25 protein-coding genes are annotated in these 23,284 nt (G+C 59.3%); all 25 read right to left on the bottom strand.

The window, feature by feature from the left end:
• Positions 1 to 230 precede the first annotated feature (230 nt).
• Positions 231 to 488, bottom strand: coding sequence for a hypothetical protein (locus tag AC2FJZ_RS05140; protein WP_496776299.1), 258 nt, complete (start codon positions 486 to 488; stop codon positions 231 to 233).
• Positions 489 to 501: 13 nt separating this feature from the next.
• Positions 502 to 1,194, bottom strand: a complete 693-nt coding sequence (locus tag AC2FJZ_RS05135; protein ID WP_496776298.1) for a NapC/NirT family cytochrome c — start codon at positions 1,192 to 1,194, stop codon at positions 502 to 504.
• Positions 1,195 to 1,223: 29 nt separating this feature from the next.
• Entirely contained in the window at positions 1,224 to 1,661 is a 438-nt protein-coding gene (locus tag AC2FJZ_RS05130; RefSeq protein WP_050603713.1) for a nitrate reductase cytochrome c-type subunit, read from the bottom strand.
• 12 nt (positions 1,662 to 1,673) lie between these two features.
• Positions 1,674 to 2,591 (bottom strand): quinol dehydrogenase ferredoxin subunit NapH, encoded by a 918-nt coding sequence (gene napH, locus AC2FJZ_RS05125; RefSeq protein WP_496776297.1) that lies wholly within the window; start codon positions 2,589 to 2,591, stop codon positions 1,674 to 1,676.
• Positions 2,588 to 3,406 carry a ferredoxin-type protein NapG gene (gene napG, locus AC2FJZ_RS05120; RefSeq protein ID WP_496776296.1) on the bottom strand — a complete coding sequence of 273 codons (819 nt, stop codon included), beginning with the start codon at positions 3,404 to 3,406 and terminating at the stop codon, positions 2,588 to 2,590. The genes napH and napG overlap by 4 nt, the downstream gene beginning before the upstream one ends.
• A 27-nt stretch (positions 3,407 to 3,433) precedes the next feature.
• Complete coding sequence (napA, locus tag AC2FJZ_RS05115; RefSeq protein WP_496776295.1) at positions 3,434 to 5,926, bottom strand: nitrate reductase catalytic subunit NapA; 2,493 nt, start codon at positions 5,924 to 5,926, stop codon at positions 3,434 to 3,436.
• Positions 5,923 to 6,216: a chaperone NapD gene (locus AC2FJZ_RS05110; protein ID WP_050603717.1), complete on the bottom strand. Its 294-nt coding sequence runs from the start codon at positions 6,214 to 6,216 to the stop codon at positions 5,923 to 5,925. The genes napA and AC2FJZ_RS05110 overlap by 4 nt, the downstream gene beginning before the upstream one ends.
• On the bottom strand, positions 6,213 to 6,728 hold the full coding sequence (napF, locus tag AC2FJZ_RS05105) for a ferredoxin-type protein NapF (protein ID WP_496776294.1): 516 nt from the start codon (positions 6,726 to 6,728) through the stop codon (positions 6,213 to 6,215). Before napF ends, AC2FJZ_RS05110 begins: the two co-directional genes overlap by 4 nt.
• A 130-nt stretch (positions 6,729 to 6,858) precedes the next feature.
• Positions 6,859 to 7,755, bottom strand: coding sequence for an FAD:protein FMN transferase (locus tag AC2FJZ_RS05100; protein WP_496776293.1), 897 nt, complete (start codon positions 7,753 to 7,755; stop codon positions 6,859 to 6,861).
• Positions 7,752 to 8,267: a nitrous oxide reductase accessory protein NosL gene (locus AC2FJZ_RS05095; protein ID WP_496776292.1), complete on the bottom strand. Its 516-nt coding sequence runs from the start codon at positions 8,265 to 8,267 to the stop codon at positions 7,752 to 7,754. Before AC2FJZ_RS05095 ends, AC2FJZ_RS05100 begins: the two co-directional genes overlap by 4 nt.
• Positions 8,264 to 9,085: an ABC transporter permease gene (locus tag AC2FJZ_RS05090; RefSeq protein ID WP_050603721.1), complete on the bottom strand. Its 822-nt coding sequence runs from the start codon at positions 9,083 to 9,085 to the stop codon at positions 8,264 to 8,266. Before AC2FJZ_RS05090 ends, AC2FJZ_RS05095 begins: the two co-directional genes overlap by 4 nt.
• Complete coding sequence (locus tag AC2FJZ_RS05085) at positions 9,082 to 9,975, bottom strand: ABC transporter ATP-binding protein (protein WP_496776291.1); 894 nt, start codon at positions 9,973 to 9,975, stop codon at positions 9,082 to 9,084. Before AC2FJZ_RS05085 ends, AC2FJZ_RS05090 begins: the two co-directional genes overlap by 4 nt.
• Positions 9,965 to 11,221, bottom strand: coding sequence for a nitrous oxide reductase family maturation protein NosD (locus tag AC2FJZ_RS05080; RefSeq protein WP_496776290.1), 1,257 nt, complete (start codon positions 11,219 to 11,221; stop codon positions 9,965 to 9,967). Before AC2FJZ_RS05080 ends, AC2FJZ_RS05085 begins: the two co-directional genes overlap by 11 nt.
• A 3-nt stretch (positions 11,222 to 11,224) precedes the next feature.
• Positions 11,225 to 13,132, bottom strand: a complete 1,908-nt coding sequence (gene nosZ / locus AC2FJZ_RS05075) for a TAT-dependent nitrous-oxide reductase (RefSeq protein ID WP_496776289.1) — start codon at positions 13,130 to 13,132, stop codon at positions 11,225 to 11,227.
• A gap of 13 nt (positions 13,133 to 13,145) precedes the next feature.
• Entirely contained in the window at positions 13,146 to 15,323 is a 2,178-nt protein-coding gene (locus tag AC2FJZ_RS05070) for a 4Fe-4S binding protein (protein WP_496776288.1), read from the bottom strand.
• Positions 15,314 to 15,736 (bottom strand): DUF2946 family protein, encoded by a 423-nt coding sequence (locus AC2FJZ_RS05065; RefSeq protein ID WP_496776303.1) that lies wholly within the window; start codon positions 15,734 to 15,736, stop codon positions 15,314 to 15,316. Before AC2FJZ_RS05065 ends, AC2FJZ_RS05070 begins: the two co-directional genes overlap by 10 nt.
• A 130-nt stretch (positions 15,737 to 15,866) precedes the next feature.
• Positions 15,867 to 16,130, bottom strand: coding sequence for a hypothetical protein (locus AC2FJZ_RS05060; RefSeq protein ID WP_496776287.1), 264 nt, complete (start codon positions 16,128 to 16,130; stop codon positions 15,867 to 15,869).
• The gene (locus tag AC2FJZ_RS05055) at positions 16,087 to 17,712 is read right to left on the bottom strand and encodes a cytochrome D1 domain-containing protein (RefSeq protein ID WP_496776286.1); all 1,626 of its coding nucleotides are present in this window, start codon (positions 17,710 to 17,712) and stop codon (positions 16,087 to 16,089) included. Before AC2FJZ_RS05055 ends, AC2FJZ_RS05060 begins: the two co-directional genes overlap by 44 nt.
• Positions 17,687 to 18,901: a heme d1 biosynthesis radical SAM protein NirJ gene (gene nirJ / locus AC2FJZ_RS05050; protein ID WP_050603727.1), complete on the bottom strand. Its 1,215-nt coding sequence runs from the start codon at positions 18,899 to 18,901 to the stop codon at positions 17,687 to 17,689. The genes AC2FJZ_RS05055 and nirJ overlap by 26 nt, the downstream gene beginning before the upstream one ends.
• A 3-nt stretch (positions 18,902 to 18,904) precedes the next feature.
• Entirely contained in the window at positions 18,905 to 19,387 is a 483-nt protein-coding gene (ahbB, locus tag AC2FJZ_RS05045; RefSeq protein WP_496776285.1) for a siroheme decarboxylase subunit beta, read from the bottom strand.
• Complete coding sequence (locus AC2FJZ_RS05040; protein WP_496776284.1) at positions 19,384 to 19,833, bottom strand: Lrp/AsnC family transcriptional regulator; 450 nt, start codon at positions 19,831 to 19,833, stop codon at positions 19,384 to 19,386. Before AC2FJZ_RS05040 ends, ahbB (AC2FJZ_RS05045) begins: the two co-directional genes overlap by 4 nt.
• Entirely contained in the window at positions 19,830 to 20,819 is a 990-nt protein-coding gene (ahbB, locus tag AC2FJZ_RS05035; protein ID WP_496776283.1) for a siroheme decarboxylase subunit beta, read from the bottom strand. The genes AC2FJZ_RS05040 and ahbB (AC2FJZ_RS05035) overlap by 4 nt, the downstream gene beginning before the upstream one ends.
• A gap of 3 nt (positions 20,820 to 20,822) precedes the next feature.
• Positions 20,823 to 21,968, bottom strand: a complete 1,146-nt coding sequence (locus AC2FJZ_RS05030) for a cytochrome D1 domain-containing protein (RefSeq protein ID WP_496776282.1) — start codon at positions 21,966 to 21,968, stop codon at positions 20,823 to 20,825.
• Entirely contained in the window at positions 21,965 to 22,348 is a 384-nt protein-coding gene (locus AC2FJZ_RS05025) for a c-type cytochrome (protein WP_496776281.1), read from the bottom strand. The genes AC2FJZ_RS05030 and AC2FJZ_RS05025 overlap by 4 nt, the downstream gene beginning before the upstream one ends.
• Positions 22,341 to 23,102, bottom strand: a complete 762-nt coding sequence (cobA, locus tag AC2FJZ_RS05020; RefSeq protein ID WP_496776280.1) for a uroporphyrinogen-III C-methyltransferase — start codon at positions 23,100 to 23,102, stop codon at positions 22,341 to 22,343. Before cobA ends, AC2FJZ_RS05025 begins: the two co-directional genes overlap by 8 nt.
• Between the last annotated feature and the right edge of the window lie 182 nt (positions 23,103 to 23,284).

Here is a 23,284-nt window from a genome sequence, read left to right as displayed (position 1 = left end):
GCAGAGTACCTTTGAAAAGGCCTTGGCGAGATACGGCAAAGGTTTGCCCTACTTTTGGGACAGCGCACTTTGCGAACCACCGATCAGTCGATCTTGCCCTGGGCGACCGATGCTGACAGGCCGGAATTTCCCTTCCCCGACCTGTTCATTTCTCTGAACCTGAAAGCAGATTATGCCCCCAGGACCGCAGCATGTTCCGATCTCGCCGGTGTAGCGAAACCGGATGCCTATCAAGCCGTTGCGCCCTTGAGACGAATGGCCGTGCCCAGGCTGCCTGCACAGACGCCAACTACAACGGCTATGATCAGTTCCAAAGCCTCCACCTGGGCAAACTGAAATCCAGCAAAAACCAGCGTTTCAAACACGCCGACGGCGCCCCCTAAAACTGCGCCAAGCCACAGCTTGCGGGTCATCATGCCAAGGGCCAGTCCCAAAATGCCTGGCAAGCTCAGGATGGTGCTGCCGATGGTTCCAAGTATTTCTAGCATTGCCGCCCCCTCATCAATTCGAGTTGTTGTTCAGAAAGTCGCGGATATCGTCACCCGAGGCGGTTGCGTGCTCCTGCAGAACCTCGCCCTCAATGGCTTCGGCCACCTTCTCATATTCTTCCAGGTAGTTCGGCGGCAGGCTGTGTGCGATGCCCTGATGGCAATCGATACAGGTCATACCGGTGTCAATGGCGCGCTGGTGTTCCGACGCGGCGCGGGTTTCCTGAATGGTGAAGTCCATGTAGTCGAAATTGTGGCAGTTGCGGCATTCGCGACTGTCGGACGCTTTCATCTTCTTCCACACGGCAGAGGCCATTGCCAGACGGTGATCCTCGTATTTCTCAGACGTGCTGATGGTTCCGGCAAGCTCGTGATAGACGTCTTTCACCGCCATGATCTTGGCTTTGATCTTGTGATTCCATTCATCCGGAACGTGGCAATCGGAACAGATCGCACGCACGCCGGAGTGGTTGTTGTAGTGGATCGTCTCGCGGTATTCGCCCAAGTTCGTCTCCATCGTGTGGCACGAGACACAGAACTCTTCGGTGTTGGTCAATTCCAGGGTCCAGTGAAATCCACCCCAGAACAGGATACCGGCCAGAAAGCCAGCGAGGATCAAAAAGCCCGAGCTGAACATCACCGCAGGTGTCCAGATCGCGTTCCAGAGGCGACCAAGCAAGCCGCGTTTTTCGGGGGAGTCTGCCATGTCGGTGCTCCTTTCAGTCTTGCGTTGGATCAGTTACCGGCGGAGGGCTCGAACACGTTTTCAACCAGCGGCGGCGCGTCTGCCTGCGGAACGTGGCACTGGTTGCAGAAGTACCGGGTTCCGGCAACCTGATCCAACTCGCGGCCTTCGCGATCCAGATAGTGGGTCATCGACAAAGTCGGTGCATTGCGCTCACCCGCCTTGGACCAGTCATGGCAGGACAGGCATTGATTGGTGCGTACATCGATCTGATATTGCTCGACCGAGTGTGGGATCAGCGGCGGCTGCTGGCGATAATTGCGCTGCATCCGTCCTTCAACGTTCTTGTGGATTTGATCCAGCGGGATCGGCTCGTCCACTTCCGCGCCTCGCAGGGTTTCGACCTGTGCAGATTGCGCAAGGGCCCATCCGCTCAGCAATAATACGGGTAGAAGGGCAATTCCGCCTGTAACGATTGTTTTTTTCATCTTGGCACTCCCCTAGATAGGTCTGGCAGCGCGCGGCTCAGGCGCGGCAACTGGATCGGAAGGTTGAACGACGTGGTCGTCGAACCGGTGAGTAAAGTTAAAGACATCGACCGCGCAGACATCGATACAGCGTCCGCAGTTTGTGCAGTCGGGTGACAGGATCAGTGGTGTGCTTCCCGGCTTGCCTTTCAGCGCGGGTGAGATCACCTGATTTTCCGGGCAAACCGCGTAACAATCCATGCAGTCGTCACAGGCGGTCCGTTTGGTGGCGCTGATCCGCAGCAGGCTTTTTGACCCGATCAGGCCATAGAACGCTCCGACCGGGCACAGATGCCCGCACCAGCCATGGCGTGAAACGAACACGTCAAAGACAAAGATGGCAGCGATCATGGCCCAGACAAAGCCCATGCCGAAGATCAGCCCGCGATGTAGCATGGTGATCGGATTGATCAATTCCCACGCGATCACGCCACTCAGCCCCGAGACAAGCAGGACAGTTGCAAGGATCCACAGGCGTGTGCCGCGTTTGGGTTGCCATCCTTTCGGCAGGTCCAGCTTGCGGTGCAACCAGTTCGCCGCATCCGTCACCGGGTTGATCGGACAAACCCAAGAACAATAGACTCTGCCGCCGATCAGAGCGTAGGTCATCAGAACGATGAGCCCGCCAATCAGCGCCGTCACCTCGGGCCAGTGGCCAGAGACGGCGCTCTGCAACAGGATGAAGGGATCGGTCAATGGCAACACGCCCAGCGTCAGCGATCCTGCCAGCGTGCCTTGGACAATCCAGATGCCGAACCATGGGCCCAGCAAAAACAGAACCAGAAAGAACAACTGACTTGTACGCCGCAATAGCAGATAACGATGCGCGCCAAGCCAGCCTTTGCTGGTGACAGCTTCCTGACCGACAGGCATATGTGTGCGGATGCTCATTGTCCGACCGCCGGCAAGTCATATTCCGGGGCAAACCCGCCCGGGGCGACCAAGTTGTCTGTGCCGGGTCCAGGCAAACGGTCGGGCAGATCGATGATCCCCTCGACCACCGGCGCGCCCTTGGCGGCCTTTTCTTCCCAGCCCTTACGGTAATGCTCTGCCGAGCTGCCGCGCGCCAGCCGTGCGGGCAGGACTTTGATGGCAGCTTCGGGCAGAACACAGCTTTTCTCGCACATGCCACAACCGGTACAGTGATCGGCATGGACGGTCGGAATGAACAGCGCGTGATGGCCTGACCGGGTATTATGCGCGGTTTCCAATGTGATCGCGTCGTCAATAACGGGGCAGACGCGGTAACAAACGTCGCACCGCAGGCCAAGGAAGTTCAGGCAGTTCTCCTGATCGACCAGCACCGCGACGCCCATCTCAGCATCGTCGATATTGTCCAGCCCAGGATCTAACGCCCCGGTGGGACATGCGGCGACACAGGGAATGTCGTCGCACATTTCACAGGGAATATCCCGCGCGGTGAAATACGGCGTTCCCGTCGCCACCGCGTCGGAACCAAGTTCGGCCAGTTTTAGGGTATCGTAGGGACAATCCCGCACGCACAAACCGCAACGGATGCAGGCCGACAGAAACTCCTTTTCCGGCAATGCGCCGGGCGGGCGCAAAGCCTCGGCTGGCAGAGCGCGGGCGTCGCGGGCCAGATAGGCCAGCACCGACCCGGCGACCACGCAGCCGCCCGCCGCCCGGGCCGAGTCCTGCAGGAACCGACGCCGCTGCGGCGAAAGGGGTTTGTCGACAAGAGACATGGGAATTAACCGTACAATCCTTGCTGGTTACGCGCGCTCGATCTTACAGGCGCACTTCTTGAAGTCGGTCTCTTTCGACAGCGGGCAGGTCGCGTCCAGCGTCAGCTTGTTGGTCAGCTGGCTTTCGTCAAACCACGGCATGAAGACCAGGCCGCGCGGCACCTTGTTCCGACCCCGGGTTTCGACCCGGCTGGTGACCTCGCCACGGCGGGTGGACAGAACGATCTCCTGACCCCGGCGCAAACCGCGATCCTTGGCGTCCTGCGGGTGCATGTAAACTACGGCGGCAGGATAGGCGCGGTGCAGTTCCGGCACCCGGCGGGTCATCGAACCTGAATGCCAGTGCTCGAGCACGCGACCGGTGCACAGCCACAGATCGAATTCCGCATCGGGCTCTTCTGCGGCAGGTTCATATGGCGCAAAGATAATCTTGGCCTTACCATCTTTGTGACCATAGAACTCAACACCGGCGCCCGCTGATACATATGGGTCATAGCCTTCGCGGAAACGGTAAAGCGTTTCTTTACCGTCCACGACTGGCCAGCGCAGACCACGAGCCTGGTGGTAAACTTCGAACGGTGCCAGATCGTGCGCGTGCCCGCGTCCGAACTCGGCATATTCCTCGAACAGGCCCTTCTGCACGTAGTATCCGAAATGCTCGGATTCGTCGTTGTCGAAACCTTCAGCAGTTTCCGACAGCGGGAATTTATCGATGCTGCCATTGGTGAACAGAACGTCATACATGGTCTTGCCACGGTGTTCCGGCATGGTGGCCAGCAACTCTTCGCCCCAGACCTCTTCGACAGTGAAGCGTTTCGAGAATTCCATCACCTGCCAGACGTCCGACTTGGCCTCGCCCGGTGCCTTGACCTGCTGGCGCCAGAATTGCGTGCGGCGTTCGGCGTTGCCATAGGCGCCTTCCTTCTCGACCCACATGGCGGTGGGCAGGATCAGGTCAGCGGAAACGGCGGTAACTGTTGGATAGGGGTCTGAAACAGTGATAAAGTTTTCCGGGTTGCGATAACCGGGATACCCTTCTTCGTTGATGTTCGGCGCGGCCTGCATGTTGTTGGTGCACTGAACCCAATAGGCGTTCAGATCGCCATCCTTCAGCTTGCGGTGCTGCAGCACGGCGTGGAAGCCGGGCTTGGCCGGAATGGTGCCGGCAGGCACATTCCAGGCAGTCTCGCAGATCTCGCGATGCTTGTCGTTCATCACCACCATGTCAGCGGGCAGACGGTGAGCAAACGTGCCGACTTCGCGCGCGGTACCACAGGCCGACGGTTGACCGGTCAACGAGAAGGGCGAATTGCCGGGTTCCGAAATCTTGCCCACCAGCAGATGAACGTTGTACATCAATGAGTTCACCCAGGACCCGCGGGTGTGCTGGTTGAAGCCCATGGTCCACAGGCTCATGACCTTGCGGTTGGGGTCAGCATATTGCTTGGCCAGACGCTCCAGCTTGTCAGCGGGAACACCGGACAGTTCCGCAGTGTATTCCAGCGTGTATTCCGAAACGGCCTCGGCATATTCTTCGAAGCTGATCGGTTCCATCTTGCCGACATTGGGGTTTTCGGCCGCTTCTTGCAGCGGGTGGTTGTCCCGCAGACCATAGCCGATATCGGTCGCCGTTTTGGTGATGTTGACGTGGTTCTTGACGAACTCTTCGTTCACCGCACCGTTCTGGATGATGTAATTGGCGATATAGTTCAGGATCGCCAGATCGGTTTGCGGTGCAAAGACCATGCCATTGTCGGCCAGCTCGAACGAGCGGTGCTCATAAGTCGACAGAACATGAACTTCCGAGCCGGGCTTGGTCAGGCGCGTGTCGGTCAGGCGCGACCACAGGATCGGGTGCATCTCGGCCATGTTCGACCCCCACAGCACGAAGGTATCTGCGTGCTCAAAGTCGTCATAACACCCCATTGGCTCATCAATGCCGAAAGTGCGCATAAAGCCAACCACGGCTGAGGCCATGCAATGACGCGCGTTCGGGTCGATGTTGTTCGACCGGAAGCCCGCCTTCATCATCTTGGCAGCTGCATAGCCTTCCCAAACGGTCCACTGGCCTGAACCGAACATGCCGACGCTGGTCGGGCCTTTCTTGACCAGGGCTTCTTTCCACTTGGCGGCCATCACGTCAAAAGCTTCATCCCAGCTGACCGGCTCGAATTCACCGTTTTTGTCGTAAACGCCGTTGGTCTTTCGCAGCAGAGGCGTGGTCAGGCGGTCCTTGCCGTACATAATCTTGGACAGAAAATAGCCTTTGATACAGTTCAGGCCCCGGTTCACCGGCGCGTCCGGGTCGCCTTGCGTAGCAACCACACGACCGTCTTTGGTGCCGACCAGAACCGAGCAGCCTGTGCCACAGAACCGGCAGGCGGCCTTATCCCAGCGGATATCGGGCGCGCCGGTTTGAGCGTTGGCCTGACCGGTCGCCATGGGAATGCCGGCAGCCGAGGCGGTTGCGGCAGCGGCGGATGCCTTGAGGAAAGTACGACGGGATTCAGAGATGGTCATTGCATGGGCCTCCTGCTGGTCGGTTGGCTTTGGGCATTGGATTGCGGAGATGCCTCCGCGAGATCTTCGAAATGGTGATAGGTCAGCGACAGTGAGATCACGCCGGGGATCTGGTGCAGATCCATGATGGTGTCCGAGGCCAGCCGATCGGCTGTATCCTCTACAACCACCACAAACCGACCATCCTCGGCTTCGGCATGAAGCTCGACGCCTTGGGTGCCGGTCATCACCGCACGTGCCGCGTCGGTGTGATCGGGGGCGATGTGGACGAGACAGCCACAGATATTCATAAAGTCACCTCCGGGTGTTGTGGGGTGGGGCGGTGCATCGCTATGGCCCCGGCTGGGCACGCGGCGGAACAGCTGCCGCATCCGATGCAGGCTTCGAAATCAAGCGCAGGCTCCGCCCGTCCGCCCAGTTGCAGGCGAAAGCGGATGGCGTCCTGCTCGCAATTGTCCTGGCACACGCGGCAACTCACCCCGTTCATTGACAGGCAGCTTGCGGCCTCAATCTGCGCACGCCACGGCCATTCGGCCACGCGTTCAGGCAACAATGCTGGGGTTGGACAGGCTTCAGCGCAGCCACCACACATTGTGCAGCCGCCGGCGGAAAGGTCCAGAACAGGAAAACCGCTGTCGTCGAATGTGATGATGTCTTCCGGACAGGCCCCGGCGCAGTCTTCGCAACGTGTGCACAGATCGCTGAAGCCAGATGCGACTGCCCCGGGTGGACGAATAGCATCGCGGTCCTCCCGAAGGATGCGCGCGCTCAGAAAAGCGCGTCTGCTCGTCATCTGGCTCATAGCTGGCGACTCGAATTTGGAAAGATAGGTTCGCGTCTCTACTTCCTAGCGGTCTGAAACCGCGCACGATTTGACCTATATCATATTTTTCGAGAATTTTTTTGAACGATCTGAGATTTGTGATCCATTGTCATACATTCAATTCGACACGGGCTTCGGAGAAGCGCCCTGCGATCCCTTGTGCTTTGCCGGCAGGCGCTGCGCAAATCGCCGTGGACAGCCCATCTGCAATTGCTGCTTCCGGGGCGGAAACCGAAACAGTTCTGTCGCGGCTTGCGGGCCCATCGGGGGTAATGATGTGCCCGAATCCCTGGCTAAGCTGAGTCGCCAGCGAAGACGATGTCGCCACTGCCCGGTCGCGCAATTCAATCCGCTTCAGAACCGTCTGATCCGGCGCTGCCAGCCCAACTTTCCAGGGTGTACCATCGCCCCGCGCGCCCAAAGCGGCAACCTCGCCCATATCAACCAGAATGTCGCGTAGACCGAAGCTGCGCAGCAGTGCCGCGATCCGATCCGTGATCGCACCCTGTGCAATGCCGTTCAACGTCAGGGCCGACTGGCCGGGCACGGGAAGACGCACGGCCGAAGCATCGAAAGACACCTGTTCCCAGCCTACCACTTGCTGAATTTCATCCAAGTCTTCAGGACGTGCCCCCGTTGCCAATGCGTACCACAGGGGTTGAATGCTTGGATCAAATGCTCCGTCCGAGGCCTGATGCAGCGCTGCGCACAGGCTCAGCACGTTCAACAATTCAGGAGCCGGCGCTGTCAGAACACCGTCGCGATTCAAGCGGCTGAGCTGCGACTGGGGGCGATACAAGCTGAAGATGTCCTCCAGCCGGGCAACCTCGGTCTCGACGGCGGCAATGACAGGTGCGGCTTCAGCGTCCGTTAGCCCGACCAACCGCAAACTCGCAGCGGCACCCAACGCAGTGCCCTGCCAGCGCGCGTCAGAGGCCGCAGCCGGAGTGGCCGCAGCACAAGCGGCTGAGATGATCAGAAATCGGCGGCGGGACAGGGCGGTCATACAGGGGTCTCCAACATCAGATCAAGATCGACAGGGCCGAGCACTTCGGCATCCGGAATGTCAGGCAGATCCAGTGCGGTTCCGCCGTAGATCTCGATGAATGCGTGAGCATCAGCAGGATTGGCAAAAGGCACCACTTCGCGCGCACCCATGCCGCCTGCCACATCGGCCCCAACAACGAACGTCGCACCATCAGCCGCGATCCAGTTCGAGATGCCCGGCTGTCGCCAACTTGGCGCGATGCCCATATCGCTGACATAGACGGCAGTTATGTCGGCATCACGCTCAGGGCTTTTGAGATATGCCACCATGTCGCGCACCTGTGCAAAGAACAGCGGTGCGGGATACCCCTCCAGATGGATCTGGCCCTTGGGGCCGCCGTGCTCGGCTATGTTCATCTGGCAGAAAAAGCTCAGCGCATCGGCGGTCAGATCGACCGGATCGGGAGCCTCGGCGACATCTTCCTTGCAAGCAACCAACGCGATCAACGCGATCAGGGCGAGGTGTTTCATGGCTCGACCCTCCGGAATGCCAGCCGCGCAAGAGCAAAGCCTATGACCGGCCAGATCAACAAAGAGGCGGGCGCGGCCCATACGGGCAATGCCTGAGCGGCCCCGGTCATGCCTGATGCCATTGCTACGCCCTCAGTCGCAGCAATGTTCCACAAACGGAATGCGTCGGCCGGGTTGGCCACCATCACCCATGGAAAGACGGATTGGGTGAAGGCGCCGCCCTTATCCATGACGACAGCCCCCAACAGGCCCAGATCATAGAGGACGACAAAAACCAGCCAAAGCCCGGCCGACAGACCTGCTGCCGCCGTAGCGCCCCTCGCCAGAGCTGACAGCAGGTATCCCAGCGCCAGAAACACGGCGCCCAACAGAATCGAGGTGAGGATGAGGCGGACCAGAGCCATCAGGCTCTCTTGCCCTGCACCACCAAAGTAAGCGGCCACTGCGCCTGCGGTGCCGAAACCCACGGTCATGGCAAAAGCCAGCGCCGCCAGATGGGCGGTGAATTTGCCCAACAGTATTTCTCCGCGCCCCGCAGGGTAGGACAGGAGCAGCGACAGGCTGCCCCGGTCCACGTCGCCTGCGATGGCGTCGAAAGCGATCATCAAGGCCAGCAGCGGTGCGAGGTAAACCGACAAAGTAGTCATCGATGCGACCGAAACGGTCAGCATGTCGACGCCCAGTGTGCCAGTTGGTGCGCTGCCTGCGAAGGTGAGGGCCAAAGCGAACAGAACCATGATCAGTGTGGCGACCAGCAGCCAGCGATTGCGGCGAAGGATCAGCATCTCGGTGCGGGTGATGGCGAGGAAGCGGGTCATAGCCTCTCCTCCTGTGCGTAATAACGATAGAGATCTTCCAGTTTCGGTGGCGTCATCTCGACGTCAGCCACCGCATCGCCCATGCCAGCGATGCGGCGCAGGGCTTCCATCTTGTCGGACGGGGTACAGAGCAGCTCCACCGATGCGCCATTGATACGGCTGCCACCCAGTTCGGCGGCCAGGGCATCAGCGTTGGCACTGGCGCGCACCTTCAAGCGGATTGGTAGACCTGCCAGCGCCGACAGGTTGTTCAGCGTGTCGTCCGCCACCATCCGGCCCTTGCGCATGATGGCGATGCGGTCGGTGCGGGCCTCGACCTCGGTCAGCGCGTGGGACGCGATCAACACGGCAGTGCCCTGCGCGGCCAACTCGTCGATGATGGCATAGAGATCCTGCCGGGAAATCGGGTCCAGGCCCGAGGTTGGCTCGTCCAGTAGCGCCACTTTCGGCTGGCCCAGCAAAACCTGCGCCAGACCCAGACGTTGCCGCATCCCTTTGGAATAAGCGCCGATCCGGCGGTCCAAAGCATCGCTGAGGCCAACGCGTTCCAGCAGGCCTGGCACATCGGCCTTTGCGCCGGACAACTTGGCGAACAGGGTCAACTGTTCTCGCCCTGTTAACGCCGGATGAAACGACACCGCCTCGGGCAGATAGGCCGTTTCGCGCCGCGCCTGTGCGCTGCCGGGGGTTGCGTCTCCGATCCGAATGGCTCCGCCGTGGATCGGCGTCAGGCCGAGGATGGTTTTGATCAGGGTCGACTTGCCCGCGCCGTTATGGCCCAGCAGCGCCACGCGCTGGCCAGGGGCAAGGGACAGGGTGATATCGTCGAGAACGCGGGTTTTCCCTCGGTCCTTGAGAACATGGTCGATTGACAGGGCCTTATCCGTCATGAGGCACCTTTTTCATAGCTGGGGGTTCAGGGGCTTGCATCAGTGGGTTGCTGTCCATAACACCGCCCGGCAACAGCGCCGGGAAGGCCGATTGCGACCAGCGCACCAGCTGCACGGCAGGGGAGCCGAGCAACAATTTGGCTGCGGGTTGGGTCCACAGCACATGGTCCATAGAGTCATTGGGGCGATAGGGTGCATCGGCGATGCCGTTGCCATCCACATCATAAGCGGCGAAGTCGGACCAGTAATTGCCGCGCCCGTCTTCAGACCACTCGACCCATTTGGTCGAGACATATTTCACCTGCGTCCGGTTGCCGATGAAGGCATTGCCGACAATGCGGTTGCGTTCGCTGCCAGCGGTAAAGTGGATGCCGATGCCGCATCCCTGGAACCAGTTATCGGTGAATTCGTTCTTATTGGAATTATAGAGGAAGGTGCATTTCTCTTTCGCGCCTTTCACCACATTCCCGGTGATGGTGCTCTTGTTGGCGTAGTTCAGCATAACGCCATGTTCACGGTCGCCGATCGAGACATTGTTGGCCACCGTCACATTGGTCGTGAACATTACCGCATAGCCCAGATCGTTGCCGATCGAGACGTTGTCGCTGACGACCGAGTCGTCGGCATACATGTAATGCACGGCAAATCGCAAATCGCGGAACAGATTTCCAGTGAAGGTATTCTTCTTGGACGAGTTCACAAAGATCCCGTCGCGCCCGTAGCGGATGTCGTTACCTTCAACCACCGCACCTGGCGCGTTCCAGACATAGACGCCATTGCCGCGGTCGTTCATCCGCTGGTCCAAACGTCCTTCAATCCGGTTACCACGAACGATGCTGTCCTTGGCACCATGAATGTCGACGCCATAGAGGTTGCCCAGCAGCACGTTATCCTCGACCACCGGCGCAAGGGCCGTCTTGGTCAGTTGAATGCCGCTGTCGATCCCGTCATGGCTGGAACCTGATCCGATCACGGTCAGCCCGCGCACCGTCACGCCCGGCCCGGTCACGGTGATGACGCTGCCGTCGCCCTGACCGTCGATGGTAGCCTGTCCCAGCCCGTCAAGTGTGACGGACCGGTCCAGAACCAGCGTCTCAGAGTAAATGCCGGGGCTCAGGCGAAGGGTGTCTCCATCCGCCGCCTGCGCCAGTATTTCGTTGATGGCCCCCGCCCGGTTGGGCACATCCCAGTCCGCCGCCCAAAGGGGCGAGCCGAGCAGGAGCGGTATGAGCAGGGACCAACGCATGGGTTATGCTCCCTGCGGTTCGACCAGCATCCGGCCGCGCATTTCCATGTGCAGCGCGTGGCAGAACCACTGGCAATAGAACCAGTGTACGCCCGGACGGTCAGCGGTGAAGGTGACCGAGGCGGTTGCCAACGGTGCAACTTCCATTGCGATACCGTAGTTACCCAGGCAGAAACCGTGGGTCACATCGTCCACGTCATCCAGGTTGGTGATGTAAACAGTCACCTCGTCACCCTGTTTGACAGTGAACTTCTCAAGGCTGAAGGTCGGTGCCTGTGAAGTCATGTAGACCCGCACCTTGTTGCCATCCCGGATCGGTGCCTCGGCGCCTTCTTCCAGATCGATGCCATCTGCCTCGGCCTGTTTCCGGGCGTCTTCCCATGTGACATCGTTCCGATCCCATACGTTGACCGGATTAACGATGTCAGCACGAACCATGATCGAGTCATGCGGCTCGGCAAAGGTTGGGCCGTCGTGCACCACTTTCATCTCGTTCGATGAGATATCGATCAACTGCTCGTTCTCAGGCTTGAGCGGACCCGTGTTCAGGAACCGGTCTTTCGAGAACTTGTTCATCGAAATCAGCCACTTGCCATCGGCCTCTTTGGTTTCACCCATGGTGGTCGAGTTGTGGCCCGGTTGATAATGCACATCGACCTTCGAGATAATCGGGTCCACGTCAGCGCCGCCGTAAGCCTCGATTGCCTTGTCGAGATTCCACTTCACGATCTGACTGTCGAGGAACAGTGTGGTGAACGCATTGCCCTGACCGTCATAAGCAGTGTGAAGCGGGCCAAGACCCAGCTGCGGTTCACCCACGATGCACGACCGCGGGTCGGCATCGCTTTCGAACAGCGCGTCCAGCTTGGTCACATCCATGATCGACACGGTCGGCGACAGCTTACCGTTGATGCAGACGTGCTTGCCGTCGGGCGCGGTGTTGATGCCGTGCGGCGAGTTCGGGATCGGGATGTAGCGGGTGTACTTCTTGTTCTGACCCTTGCGGCCGTCCAGAACCTTGACGCCTTTCAGTTCCTGATAGTCGCCGGCTTCGATACCCGCTTCGATTTCCGCGAGGTTGAAGACAACGACGTGGTCCAGCTCGTTCTCAGTCATCTCGGCCAGGTTCATACCCATTTCCGAGTTGTACGAGGTCGAATAGGCGTATTTACCCTGATAGTCACAGTCGGTGTTGTCGAGGTTCCCCGACACGATCACCTGCCACGCGACTTCCATGGTGTCGCCGTCCAGCGCGGTGAAGATGTTCACGTATTGCGACGGATCATCCAGCACGCTGCCGTCATTGACCAGAGGCGTTTCATCTTCACCATTGGCAAAGACATAACCGGTACGCGGGAATTTTTGCGGACGCAGACCGTGGATCGCCTTGGCGTTCGGAATCTCGGTGATCTTGTCGCATTTCATCACGTCGCAACGCACCCGAGCGACGCGGGTGTTGGCCTTGTCATTCATGAACAGGTAACGGCCATCATAGGTGCCGTCGGTGAACGACATATGCGGGTGGTGAAGGTCGCCGTTATCATAGGTTTTCATGCCGCGCTTGGCGAGAAACTCTTTGGTTTCAGGCAGAAGACCGTCGGTCATGATCTTCAGCGACTCGTTGGTCTGACCCCAGCCAGTGGCCGAGCAGCGGTTAAACACAGGCACGCGCATCAGCTCGCGCATGGACGGGAAACCCAGGATGCGCAATTCGCCGGTCTGACCTGAAGACCAGAAGCCATAATATTCGTCCAGTTCACCGGGCTGCAGATTGGCATTGGCGGCAGCGCTGGCCTCTTTCGCGGTCATCAGGGTCGAGCCCAGACCGGTCCCGGCCAATACGGCGCCGGTTGCGGTTGCACCCAGCATCCCACGGCGTGTGACGGTTAGTTTCTTGTCATGTTCCGACATGATCGTTCCTCCTTTAGGAAACGGTTTGCGGTTTGGCGTTTGGATGGTTCGCCGGTGGTTGTCCGAGTGGGGTCTTAAGATCGACCGACCCTGTCTTGGCCCGCCGTTTCAACTGGCGGATAACGACGGGACATTTGTCCTCGGACTGGTAGAGCACCTGACAATGCAGGCAGGTGACGCACTCGTTCGGATTGATCTCACCGGTGGGGTGGATCGCCTGAACGGGGCATTCATTGGCGCAGGTTTGACAGGGCGTGCCGCAATCCTTGTAGCGGCGCAGCCAGTCGAACATGCGCATCCGGGCTGGGATCGCCAGCGCCCCGCCCAGCGGGCAGAGATAGCGGCAATAGAACCGTTCGATGAACAGCCCGATCACCAACAGGAGCAGCGCAAAGACCACGAAAGGCCAGTCGCGCATGAATTTCAGAATGATCGCGGTCTTGAACGGCTCGATCTCGGCATATTTCTCGGCCAGTGGGATCGAGACAAAGCTGAGACCGAAAAGCCCAAGGAAGATCATGTATTTTGCGGGCCAGAGGCGTTCGTTCAGGCCCCAGGGCAGGGTCCATTGCGGCACTTTCAGCGCACGCGCGATCTTGTTGGTCAGTTCCTGCAAGGCGCCAAACGGGCACAGCCAGCCGCAATAGGCCCCACGACCCCAGAACAGCAGGGCAGCTGCTACAGCGAACCACTGGATGAACACCAGCGGGTCCAGCAAGAATGCGTCCCAGCTAAATCCGGTGCGCAGGCTGCCTGCCAACGCCATCAGGTTCACCACACTCAGCTGTGCATTGGCGTACCAGCCGATGAATAACAGGGTCATGCTCAGGTAACCGATGCGGAACCAGTAGAAGAACCGCGCATTCATCGTGGCGTGAAACTGGAAGAAGAACGTCGCACTCAGCACCAGAAGCATGACGCCAAGAACGCCGATCTCAACCGTGCGGTCCTTCCAGATGCGTTGCCACAAGGCAGCTTTGGCCGCTGCTTCGCCGGTTGCGTCGTCCACCACTGCCGGAGCTGCAACGGGCAGCAGGTACTGCTCGGGCAATTTATAGCCCAGATCGAAGGTCAGAAAGGCCTTCTCAACCGCTCCGACAGCCCGTTGAACCAGAAGTTGCAGACGGAAGGGCTCAGCCGGGTCGAACTCGGCGTCGGCGGGGATCTTGAAAATATCCAACTCGGTAAAGCTGGGCGCATCGGACGCGGCAACCTTGCCCAAACGACGCTGCTGCTTGTCGAAGAACCGCACCGAATTGTCGCCCTGGATCAGCTGAATACGGTCGAAAATTCCTCCGCGCACATAGCCTGATCCCTTGAAGCTGTAAGCCCCACGGCCCAGCACCAGAATGGCCTGTTCGCCCTCGTCCAGCCATTCGGTCAGGTTCTGATACTCGGCCTCGCCCAGCAGCGATTTACCGATTGAAGGGACCGAGACCAGCGCCATATGCATGTCGATGAAGGTGTCATCAGGCTCGCCCGGTTCGGGGCGCTTGATCGCGCGCTGATCGCCGGTTGCTTCAAACGCCGCATTGACCTGTCCGATATCCAGCGTCAGCCGCCGCACCGAGCCATCCCCGGACAGGGTGGTCCAGTCATAGACCTCATCCTTCGCCATATCGACTTCGCGTTTCGGCCCGTCAGCCAGCAGCGCAGACAGCCCGCCCAATCCCAGCGCGCGCGCCACTTTGATACCGCCGCGCACGAGGCTGTCATCAATCACCATGATCGTGACCGTCGCGCCCGAGATGATGTCGAGGTCATGCCCCTCACCACCGGTTTCGGCCTCTACCTTCAGGTCCAGGCCTGTATAGCCTTCGGTCAGCTCTACCATGCGGGAATTGGGGATACCGATCAGCACGATGGGTTCAGAGTGCTTGACCAGTTGCACGCCAGTCAGCACAGCATCCTCATCGATGCCGGCGACCACATGGATCGGTTTGCCGGAATAGCCCGTTGTTCCCACAAAGTCAGACGTCAGGAACGCCCAGGCTATGGTCTCGCCACCCTTCAGGACAGGCGCAACCGGAACGTCATCGCGCACCGGACCAAAGGCATCAGCACCGGGGGCCAGATCGGCAGGTTTAATCTCGGGCAGAAAACTGGCCAGACTGTCAGCATGGGCGCTGATCGCCGTCAGGCAGGACAGGGTGAAAGCCAGCAGGAAAAGGATTGCGCGACTTACGACCACGGCGCACCTCCGAATACTTGGGTGGACGCCATGGACGCGCGCGGGGCGCGTTCAGATTCTTCTTGGGTCGCAAACGGGGGGCCTCGGGTTTCGGGCCACAGTCGTTTCGAGTTGTACAAATTGCACAGATGCCCGAAAGCAGGGCGCACAATTTCCACGTTGCAGGCCGTGACCAGCAGCGGAGAGTCTGGCACGGGTCCTGCCGTTGTCACCGCGCAAAGCGCGCAGTCGGCACATTTCGGGCAGGGAACGGTTGGATCGGTGTTTTCCTCCTCAAGGTCCACCTCAACCCAAACCGCCCCTGCCTCCGAGCAGATCTCCACCCACATGCTTTGTCCGGGACTCGCCAGCACCGGACCAAGCATTTGCAACAACAGAAGGAGGACGCCCGCCAATCCACATGCCGCACGCATGGCACGGTCAGGGAGAATGTGGAGAAATTGATAGGCGGACATGGAGAATCCAACTCGGAAATCTTTTCAAAACCGTATGGGAATCTCTCTTTCCGATACTTGACTTTGGTCAGGCAGACAGACTTTTTGCTCAGCCGTCTGCTTCGTCCATCAATCCGCGTACCCAGCGCCCTGCCAGCCATGTCGCAGGAATGCCCAAAGGGATGGACCACAGAAGGGCCGGAACGGGTTCAATCGCCCCAAATCCGACACTGTGCAAAATTAAGCCCAGTAAAAACAAGTTGATGGCCACGGTCAGTGCCGTGGCGGGGTAAAGCAGAATGGCCAGCTTCCAAACCGGCCATTTTTCCTCAGTGGCTGGTGCCTTCCGAGAAGGTGATCTTGTTCCAGACATTGTATTTCCCCGAAGGTTTGCGCATCGGCAAACGCCGGACTTCTTCCAGTGTTTGCGCGTCATAGACGATCACTGCGCCGTCATCTTCCCAGATCGAAACCAGCGCGTGGCTGCCATCCCTGGTAAACTCTACATGGGCGACGGTTTTACCCGGCGCGGGGCGCAGAGTCTTCACGATTTCAAGGCTTTGCTTGTCGATCACATGCATAGCGTCCTTGTTCGGACCAAAAAATACATCAGCCCAGACATAAGGCGAGCTTTCATGGCTGCGCATGAAGAACCCAGGCCCTTCGGTCTTGATCCGTTTGACAGTTTCCCAGCTTTCCATATCGATCACCGACACGGTGCCATCGGTCAGATGCGGTGTGGCCATGACGGTTGTATCGCCATGCTTCCATGTGATGCCCGAGCCAAGATGCGGCATCCCCGGCAGGTCCAGATCGGCCACTTTGTGCCCGATGACCAGATCAATCACCTGACCGCCCTTTCCATCGCGGGATGCACCCATGACGTATTCATAACTCTGGTCGAAAAAGAAGTCGTCCAGATAGTCGAGCGTGGTGATCTTGCGCACAGGGAAAGGGTTTGGGTTCTTGAACTGCCCTTCAATGCGGAAATCGTGCCCGATACCAAATTGAGGTGGGTTGGCCCCATAGAATACTTCCCAGATCTCTGGCACATCTTTCAACGCCAACACAAAGCTTTCCCGTGGCGGTGCCTGATACACGGCAGACACACGGCTGGGCACGCCTTTCTTGCTTTTCACTTCAATGACGGTGGCTACCGACAGGTCCTCGGTCGACAGCAGGGTCAGGCTGTTGGGCAGGTAATTCGCAACGGCGACCCATTTTCCGTCACCTGACATGGCAATGTTGCGGCTGTTGAGGCCCGCGCGCACACGTCCAACCTGTTTTAACGCCCAGATGTCGTATTTCTGGACCCAGCCATCGCGGGACATGATAAAGACGTACCGGCCATCGGGGCTGAATTTCGGCCCGCCATGAACGGCAAAGGGGGTCTCGAACCGGTCCAGAACTTCAAACGTGTCGCCGTCCAGAACGCTGACATGATGGTCGCCAGTCTCAACCACCAGTGTGATGTTCATCGGGTCGCTGTCCCACGCGGGTGCTTCAACTGGGGCGTAATCCTCGTCCAGAGTGCGGCTGGCCATGATGTCAGCTTCGCCCCATTCCGGGTTACTCTCGAGCGGAGATTTCAGCCATCCCGCCAGTTCCTCGATCTGCAAGGCGTCGAGTTCATGTGAAAACGCAGGCATCTGCGTCGCAGTGCGCCCCTCGGCGATCACCGCCGCAACCCGCGGCCCCCGCATCCGCTTCAAAGTCTCGGGGATCAAAGCCGGCCCAACGCCGCCCAAGCGGTTCTCTCCGTGGCACGAAGCGCAGTGTTCAGCGTAATCCGAGGGCGCATCAGCCCAGGCCGCGCCAAAGCTCAGAACTGAACACATCAGCCCGATCTTCATCTTTTTCCAAATACTAACGCCGGAGGCTCCTGCACGCGCCACAGGTGTCACGATTTGACGGAACAGGGACGAGTTATCAAAAGAACTGATGCGCCGGATCATTGCTTTTCCCCCGGAACGGTGTGACCTGCAGGCGCTCTCCTGCGTCATCCACGCCGATTTCTTCGTTTGACAGGTAACAGGCCGGATCTTCGGCCCATGGATCGCCAGTCAGTTGCAAGGCGCGAATACGCGTGTTGCCACCACAGACGTCCTTCAGCTCACATGCACCGCAGCGGCCTTTAAGTGGGCGTGGGCGGGTGCGTAGCATGGCCAGCATCGGGTCATCGCTGGTCCAAAGCTCGGAAAACGGTTTGGTTTTCACATTGCCGACCGTGTAATCGGACCAATATGTGTCGGGATGAACCCGGCCCAGGTTGTCGATATTGGCGACGCCCAAACCGCTGGAATTCCCACCCCAGGCGGACAGGTGCGCACGCACATGGGCGGCCTTCTCGGCATCAAAATGCGTGCGAATCCAATTCAGGAAATACCCTGCGTCGGCGTCATTGTTGCCAGTCACAACGTCCAATGGTCGCCCACCCGACGCGGCCTCCCACGCGCGCTCCAACAGCAGGTCCAATCCCTTGCGGGTGCGCTGATGTTCGGCGTCTTCGCCTCGGTTCTTGTCACCACGTCCGGCATAGACGAGGTGGGACAGGTAAAATTTGTCGACGCCTTCATCATCACACAGTTGCAGCAGGTCCGGCAGGTGATGCTGTGTGCCTTCGGTCAGGCAAAATCGCAGACCAACCTTGATACCACGTTTCTTGCATTCGCGTACGCCGCGCAGGGCGTCGGCAAAGGCACCTTCGACACCGCGGAACCAGTCATTGGTGGCTCCGATCCCATCCAAGGAAATGCCCACATAGTTGAAACCCACATCGGCTATCATGTCGGCGGTTTCATCGTAAATCCGCGTGCCGTTGGTCGACAAGGCCAACATCGGCACCAGGTCGCGGGCGCGCTTTGCAATGTCGAAGAAATCGAACCGGTCCAGCGGCTCCCCACCCGAGAGGATCAAGGCCGGGACGCGAAACTGGCCAAGATCCTCAAGGGTTACCATGGCTTGCTCATGACTGAGCTCACCTGGGAACGCAACATCCGCCGAGACGGTATAGCAATGGCGGCACTTCAGGTTGCAACGCCGCGTCAGGTTCCAGATCACCACAGGTTTCACTGGGCCGGGGCGGCGTTTGCGCACCGGGGTCGGGTTGACGAGTTGGTGCATGTATTCTGTCAGGCGGAACATATCTCAGCCTTTCTTTTTCAGGCGCAGCCCGGTCTTTTTCAGGATGCGCGTGGAATAGAGGAGGTCTTTGGCCCGGCAGGCGTCGCCCAGAATTGCTGCGATCTCGGCGCGTTTTGCTTCCACTTCGGTCGCGTTGGCGCCATGTACCATGGCAAACAGGTTATAGGGCCAGTCGGGCAAGGCGCGGGGCCGTTCATAACAATGGGTCACGAAGGGCAGGGCGCCGATCCGTGCACCCAACTTGGTGATGCTGGCATCGTCCACATCCCAAACGGTCATGCCGTTCGAGGTCATGCCAAGTTTGTAGTGATTGGGTGCCGCGGCAATGCGGCGGATCACACCGCGTGCTTTCAGGGCCGACAGTCGTTCAATCAGATCGGTTTCCTGCAGCCCAAGATCATTGGCAACCTGAGCATACGGGGTCGGGGTCAGGGGCAATCCCCCTTGCAACGTCTCGATAATCTGCCTGTCAATTGCGTCGATCATGCTGCCACCCGGAAGCCGATGAAAAATTCCTGGAGTTTGGGGAAACAGAGAACTTGAATCCCCGTTTCCCGTTCAATGGCATCGGCGGTGGCCTCGATTCCCTCGGGCGTTTCGGTGGCCAGCACGAACCACATGTTCAGCCGGTGCGTACGTTCATAATTATGGGCAACCTCCGGGTGTGCATTGACTTTGGTCAGGACGGTTTCGAAATTCTCGACCGGAACAGCCATAGCGCACAGGCAGAAGGCCCCGCCCATGGCAGCAGCGTCGAAAAACGGGCCAAAGCGCGTGATGACGCGGTCTTCCTTCAGGCGAGTCAGACGGTCCAACAGCTCGGTTTCAGACAGGCCAAGCTCTTCGGCGACAGCCACATAGGGGTGTGAGGTGAGCGGCAGATCGTCCTGCATCCGGTTCAGAATCGCGCGGTCTTTATCGTCCAGAGTCATGCGGCAACCTCTCTCGCTTGAATCAACGCTCCGGTCTGCTTGAAACAGCGGGTCGAAAACAGCACCTTGTTCCGCGCGCGGGCCAGTTCGGGCAGGTCCTTTGCGCCAGCCAGCACATCCAGAGCCTCGTTCCGGGTCCGGGCGTGGATCATGGAGTAGAGGCGATAGGGCCAGACATCTTCGACCGGATTGCGCTCATAGCACAAAGTGATACCGGGATAGGCTGCCAGCGCCGGACCGGCAGTGTCGATTTGTTCCGCGGGCAAATCCCAAACGACCATCGCGTTGGCGGACCAACCCAGTGCGCGGTGTCGCACGATAACGCCGAGCCGTGAAATGATACCGGCGGCGTGCAAGGCGGCGATCCGGGCCATCACGTCATCGACATTCCGGTTCAATGAACGGGCCAGAGCCTCATAGGGTTCCACGACAAGTGAAAGACCCGAACTGAGTGACTGCAGCAAACACCGATCTCCGTCTCGCATGGCCGTTGCGTCAACCCTGCGCGCGCTGGGAACGTTTTTGGCACCGGCGGTCATGCGAAACCCAAGATCCACGTTGAACGGGCGGACCAGACGCAAATCCAGCACTCGCAACCCCGAGGCCCGGCTGATCCTGGCCAGGGTCTCGTTGACATGATCCCGGTCCGGGCCGGTTGCGACAAACCAGAGGTTCCAGGCATCTTCACGCTGGTAATTGTGGTTCACGCCAGGTTCGGCATCGATCAGGGCGGCAACCTCTTCCAGCCGATTTTCCGGGGCGGATACCGCAGCCAGAGTGCTGGCCGTCACCGCGCCGGGTGTGATGGTTGCGCCAACCCGCGTGATGCGGCCAGTGGCACGCATCCGGGTCAGGCGGTCAAGTACTTCGGTTTCGTCCAGTCCCAACGCTTTTCCAAGAACCTGAAACGGGCGCTCTGTAAGCGGGAAATCGCGCTGAAATTCGTCCAGCAGACGGCAATCGATTGGGTCGGTGATATGCTGCATCCGTTAAAGCCCCGTTTTGTGCGCGCGGGCCGTGAAGAAGATGCCCGAAGGGCTGTCGGCATCGATTTCGCGCAGTTTTTCAAAATTCTGCGTGTCGTAGACCATGACCTTGTTGGCATCGCGCACGCTGATCCAGACCTCATGTCCGCGTGGTGTGAATTCCATATGCAGCACGGCGGGGCCGGGCTTGAATTCGTGGATGATTTCTTTGCTGACGCTGTCGATCACCTGAATCGTATCGTTCAGCGGGTGGGCGAAATTGACCCATACCTGTCGCCCATCCGGACGTGCCATTGCAAAGACCGGCTGGCCATGGGTTTGGGTCCGTCCTGTTTCGGTCAGAGTATCCGCGTCGATCCACAGAACCTCGTGATGACCTACCGCAGGTAGCACGAATTCACGCCCCGTCAGCGCCCAGCCTTCCAGATGGGGCATCTTGTAGACCGGCATTTCTTCTTGCCCGCGCCCGTAATCGGGCAGCACACGGATGGGTTCCGGGATGTCAGCCCACAGATCAAGCGCGGTCAGGCCGTCTTCGCCAAACAGGCCGGTTATATAGGTGCGGCCATTGGCGGTGATCAGCGCATCATAAGGGTTTTTACCCATGTCGGGAATTTTGGTGATCACGGGATCGCCCTTGGCGAAATCGGCAATCCATGTCTCGCCCGTGTCCCACATGGTGAAGACGAACCTGCGCCCCGGCGCATCGACAAGACCGATGGTTTTGCTGTCGGTGGGGATGTCCGCGACCATTTCCAACGTGTCCGCATCAAACACGCGCACTCCACCGGGTTCGTAATTCGACACGGCAACAAGTGTACCATCATCCGAGATCGCCCCGCCGATGGCGTTGCCCGCCTGCACGACGCGGTTCACGATCTGGCGGGTGACGATATCAACTTTGGTTAGCCCGCCGTCACGCCCAAAGACATAGGCAAAGCGTTCATCGGGCGAATAGACCAACGAGGCATGGGACAAATCGCCCAGCCCTTCGATACGAGCCAGAGCCGCACGGTCGGATTGATCGACCAACAGGACCGATCCCTTGGCGCGTTCGATCACAAGGCCAAGATCTCCGGTCGCTGTGGGTTCGGCTTGTGCGGTGGTCAACATCAATGAGGCTGCAAGGCCAAGTACGAGGTGTTTCATTGTGCCTCCTGTTCCAGCAGGTAGCGGGCAATCCATTCGGCCTCTTCCTCGCTGATCAGGGGCCGCCATGGGGGCATCGCGGTGTCGGGGATGCCGTCGAGGATGACGCCGGTCAGGACGTCCGCATCATAGTGTTCCAGTGTCTCGCTACGCAGATCGGGGCCGAGGCCACCTTTCAGGGACAGACCGTGGCAAGAGCCGCAGTCCTGATGGACAAGGCGTTTCAGGGCGTTGGGGTCGAGGGTGTCAGCGGCGAAGGCGGATGTCGCAACGAGCACAGCCGTTGTCAGCAACACGGAAGGCATCGAGTGCCGACGCACTACCGGACGCTGTGCGCCGCCGCTTCTTGCCGCGACTGTTCTGCGCCCCAGCTTAGCCATTGGCTTGCTCCAAAAGCTCGGCCACGGGCCGTTCCGCATAAAGCGATACAACCTTGCCAATGATGAAGAGCGTGGGTGCTTTCAACCCGGCTTCGCGCACGTCGGTGGCCAGTTGGTCCAGCCGGGACACCATGCGGCGTTCATCCGTTGTGGTAGCTTTGCCCACCGCAAGAACCGGGGTGGAACCCGGCAGGTTTTCAGTCATCAGGCCCACGGCGATCTGGCCGATATTGGCAACCCCCATATAGACCACAAGCGTCGAGTCCGGATCGGCCAGACGTTTCCAGTCGAGATCCAGGACCTTGTCGGCTTGACGGTGCCCGGTGACATACTGCACCGATGTCGCCAGCCCGCGATGGGTCAGCGGAACACCGGTCGAGGAGGACGCGCCCTGTGCCGCAGTAATGCCCGGCGCATATTCGACAGCGACACCGTGGGCCATCAGATAGGCGGCCTCCTCCGAGCCGCGGCCAAAGATCATTGGATCGCCGCCCTTGAGACGGGCAACCGTATGTCCCGCGCTGGCCTCTTCGAGCAGAATTTCGTTGATGCGGTCTTGTGGAACCGTATGGCATTTGGGGGCCTTGCCAACTGGGATCAGCCGTGCGCCTTCCGTGTGTAGATTCAGGATGTCGGCAGACACCAGCCGGTCATAAACCACCACATCTGCTTCTTGCAGCATCCGCAATGCGCGCAGGGTCATCAGTTCGGGATCGCCAGGGCCTGCGCCAATCAGAAAAACCTTACCGCTCATGTACAAACTCGCCTAGTCTGAATGTCTTCGGAACCCGGCACTGGCTTGCGCAAAAAAGGACGTCGCTGGGCCTGCCGGGCGTGTCATGAGATCAAGGTGGCGTAATCACAAACCAACCTCCTTGACATAAGTTAAGGAGCGCGGGATTTGCGCCCGTGCTCCTGTCTTCTTGCTTGTATTTT

Source organism: Ruegeria sp. CDSA079 (genome assembly GCF_059612245.1).
Note: the sequence above shows the minus strand (reverse complement) of the source record. Positions and strands in the feature narration are given on the sequence as shown.

Bases quoted from the DNA above. Each gene is read 5' to 3' on its own strand.
- AC2FJZ_RS05110 (WP_050603717.1), bottom strand. From the start codon at position 6,216: ATGAATATCTGTGGCTGTCTCGTCCACATCGCCCCCGATCACACCGAC.
- AC2FJZ_RS05100 (WP_496776293.1), bottom strand. From the start codon at position 7,755: ATGACCGCCCTGTCCCGCCGCCGATTTCTGATCATCTCAGCCGCTTGT.
- AC2FJZ_RS05060 (WP_496776287.1), bottom strand. From the start codon at position 16,130: ATGTCTGGAACAAGATCACCTTCTCGGAAGGCACCAGCCACTGAGGAA.
- AC2FJZ_RS05055 (WP_496776286.1), bottom strand. From the start codon at position 17,712: ATGATCCGGCGCATCAGTTCTTTTGATAACTCGTCCCTGTTCCGTCAA.
- napA (WP_496776295.1), bottom strand. From the start codon at position 5,926: ATGACCATCTCTGAATCCCGTCGTACTTTCCTCAAGGCATCCGCCGCT.
- AC2FJZ_RS05130 (WP_050603713.1), bottom strand. From the start codon at position 1,661: ATGAAAAAAACAATCGTTACAGGCGGAATTGCCCTTCTACCCGTATTA.
- AC2FJZ_RS05080 (WP_496776290.1), bottom strand. From the start codon at position 11,221: ATGCGTTGGTCCCTGCTCATACCGCTCCTGCTCGGCTCGCCCCTTTGG.
- napG (WP_496776296.1), bottom strand. From the start codon at position 3,406: ATGTCTCTTGTCGACAAACCCCTTTCGCCGCAGCGGCGTCGGTTCCTG.
- cobA (WP_496776280.1), bottom strand. From the start codon at position 23,102: ATGAGCGGTAAGGTTTTTCTGATTGGCGCAGGCCCTGGCGATCCCGAA.
- AC2FJZ_RS05065 (WP_496776303.1), bottom strand. From the start codon at position 15,736: ATGCGTGCGGCATGTGGATTGGCGGGCGTCCTCCTTCTGTTGTTGCAA.
- AC2FJZ_RS05090 (WP_050603721.1), bottom strand. From the start codon at position 9,085: ATGACCCGCTTCCTCGCCATCACCCGCACCGAGATGCTGATCCTTCGC.
- nosZ (WP_496776289.1), bottom strand. From the start codon at position 13,132: ATGTCGGAACATGACAAGAAACTAACCGTCACACGCCGTGGGATGCTG.
- AC2FJZ_RS05030 (WP_496776282.1), bottom strand. From the start codon at position 21,968: ATGAAACACCTCGTACTTGGCCTTGCAGCCTCATTGATGTTGACCACC.
- ahbB (WP_496776285.1), bottom strand. From the start codon at position 19,387: ATGATCGACGCAATTGACAGGCAGATTATCGAGACGTTGCAAGGGGGA.
- AC2FJZ_RS05085 (WP_496776291.1), bottom strand. From the start codon at position 9,975: ATGACGGATAAGGCCCTGTCAATCGACCATGTTCTCAAGGACCGAGGG.
- napH (WP_496776297.1), bottom strand. From the start codon at position 2,591: ATGAGCATCCGCACACATATGCCTGTCGGTCAGGAAGCTGTCACCAGC.
- AC2FJZ_RS05140 (WP_496776299.1), bottom strand. From the start codon at position 488: ATGCTAGAAATACTTGGAACCATCGGCAGCACCATCCTGAGCTTGCCA.
- napF (WP_496776294.1), bottom strand. From the start codon at position 6,728: ATGAGCCAGATGACGAGCAGACGCGCTTTTCTGAGCGCGCGCATCCTT.
- AC2FJZ_RS05025 (WP_496776281.1), bottom strand. From the start codon at position 22,348: ATGGCTAAGCTGGGGCGCAGAACAGTCGCGGCAAGAAGCGGCGGCGCA.
- AC2FJZ_RS05135 (WP_496776298.1), bottom strand. From the start codon at position 1,194: ATGGCAGACTCCCCCGAAAAACGCGGCTTGCTTGGTCGCCTCTGGAAC.
- AC2FJZ_RS05095 (WP_496776292.1), bottom strand. From the start codon at position 8,267: ATGAAACACCTCGCCCTGATCGCGTTGATCGCGTTGGTTGCTTGCAAG.
- AC2FJZ_RS05040 (WP_496776284.1), bottom strand. From the start codon at position 19,833: ATGACTCTGGACGATAAAGACCGCGCGATTCTGAACCGGATGCAGGAC.
- ahbB (WP_496776283.1), bottom strand. From the start codon at position 20,819: ATGCAGCATATCACCGACCCAATCGATTGCCGTCTGCTGGACGAATTT.
- nirJ (WP_050603727.1), bottom strand. From the start codon at position 18,901: ATGTTCCGCCTGACAGAATACATGCACCAACTCGTCAACCCGACCCCG.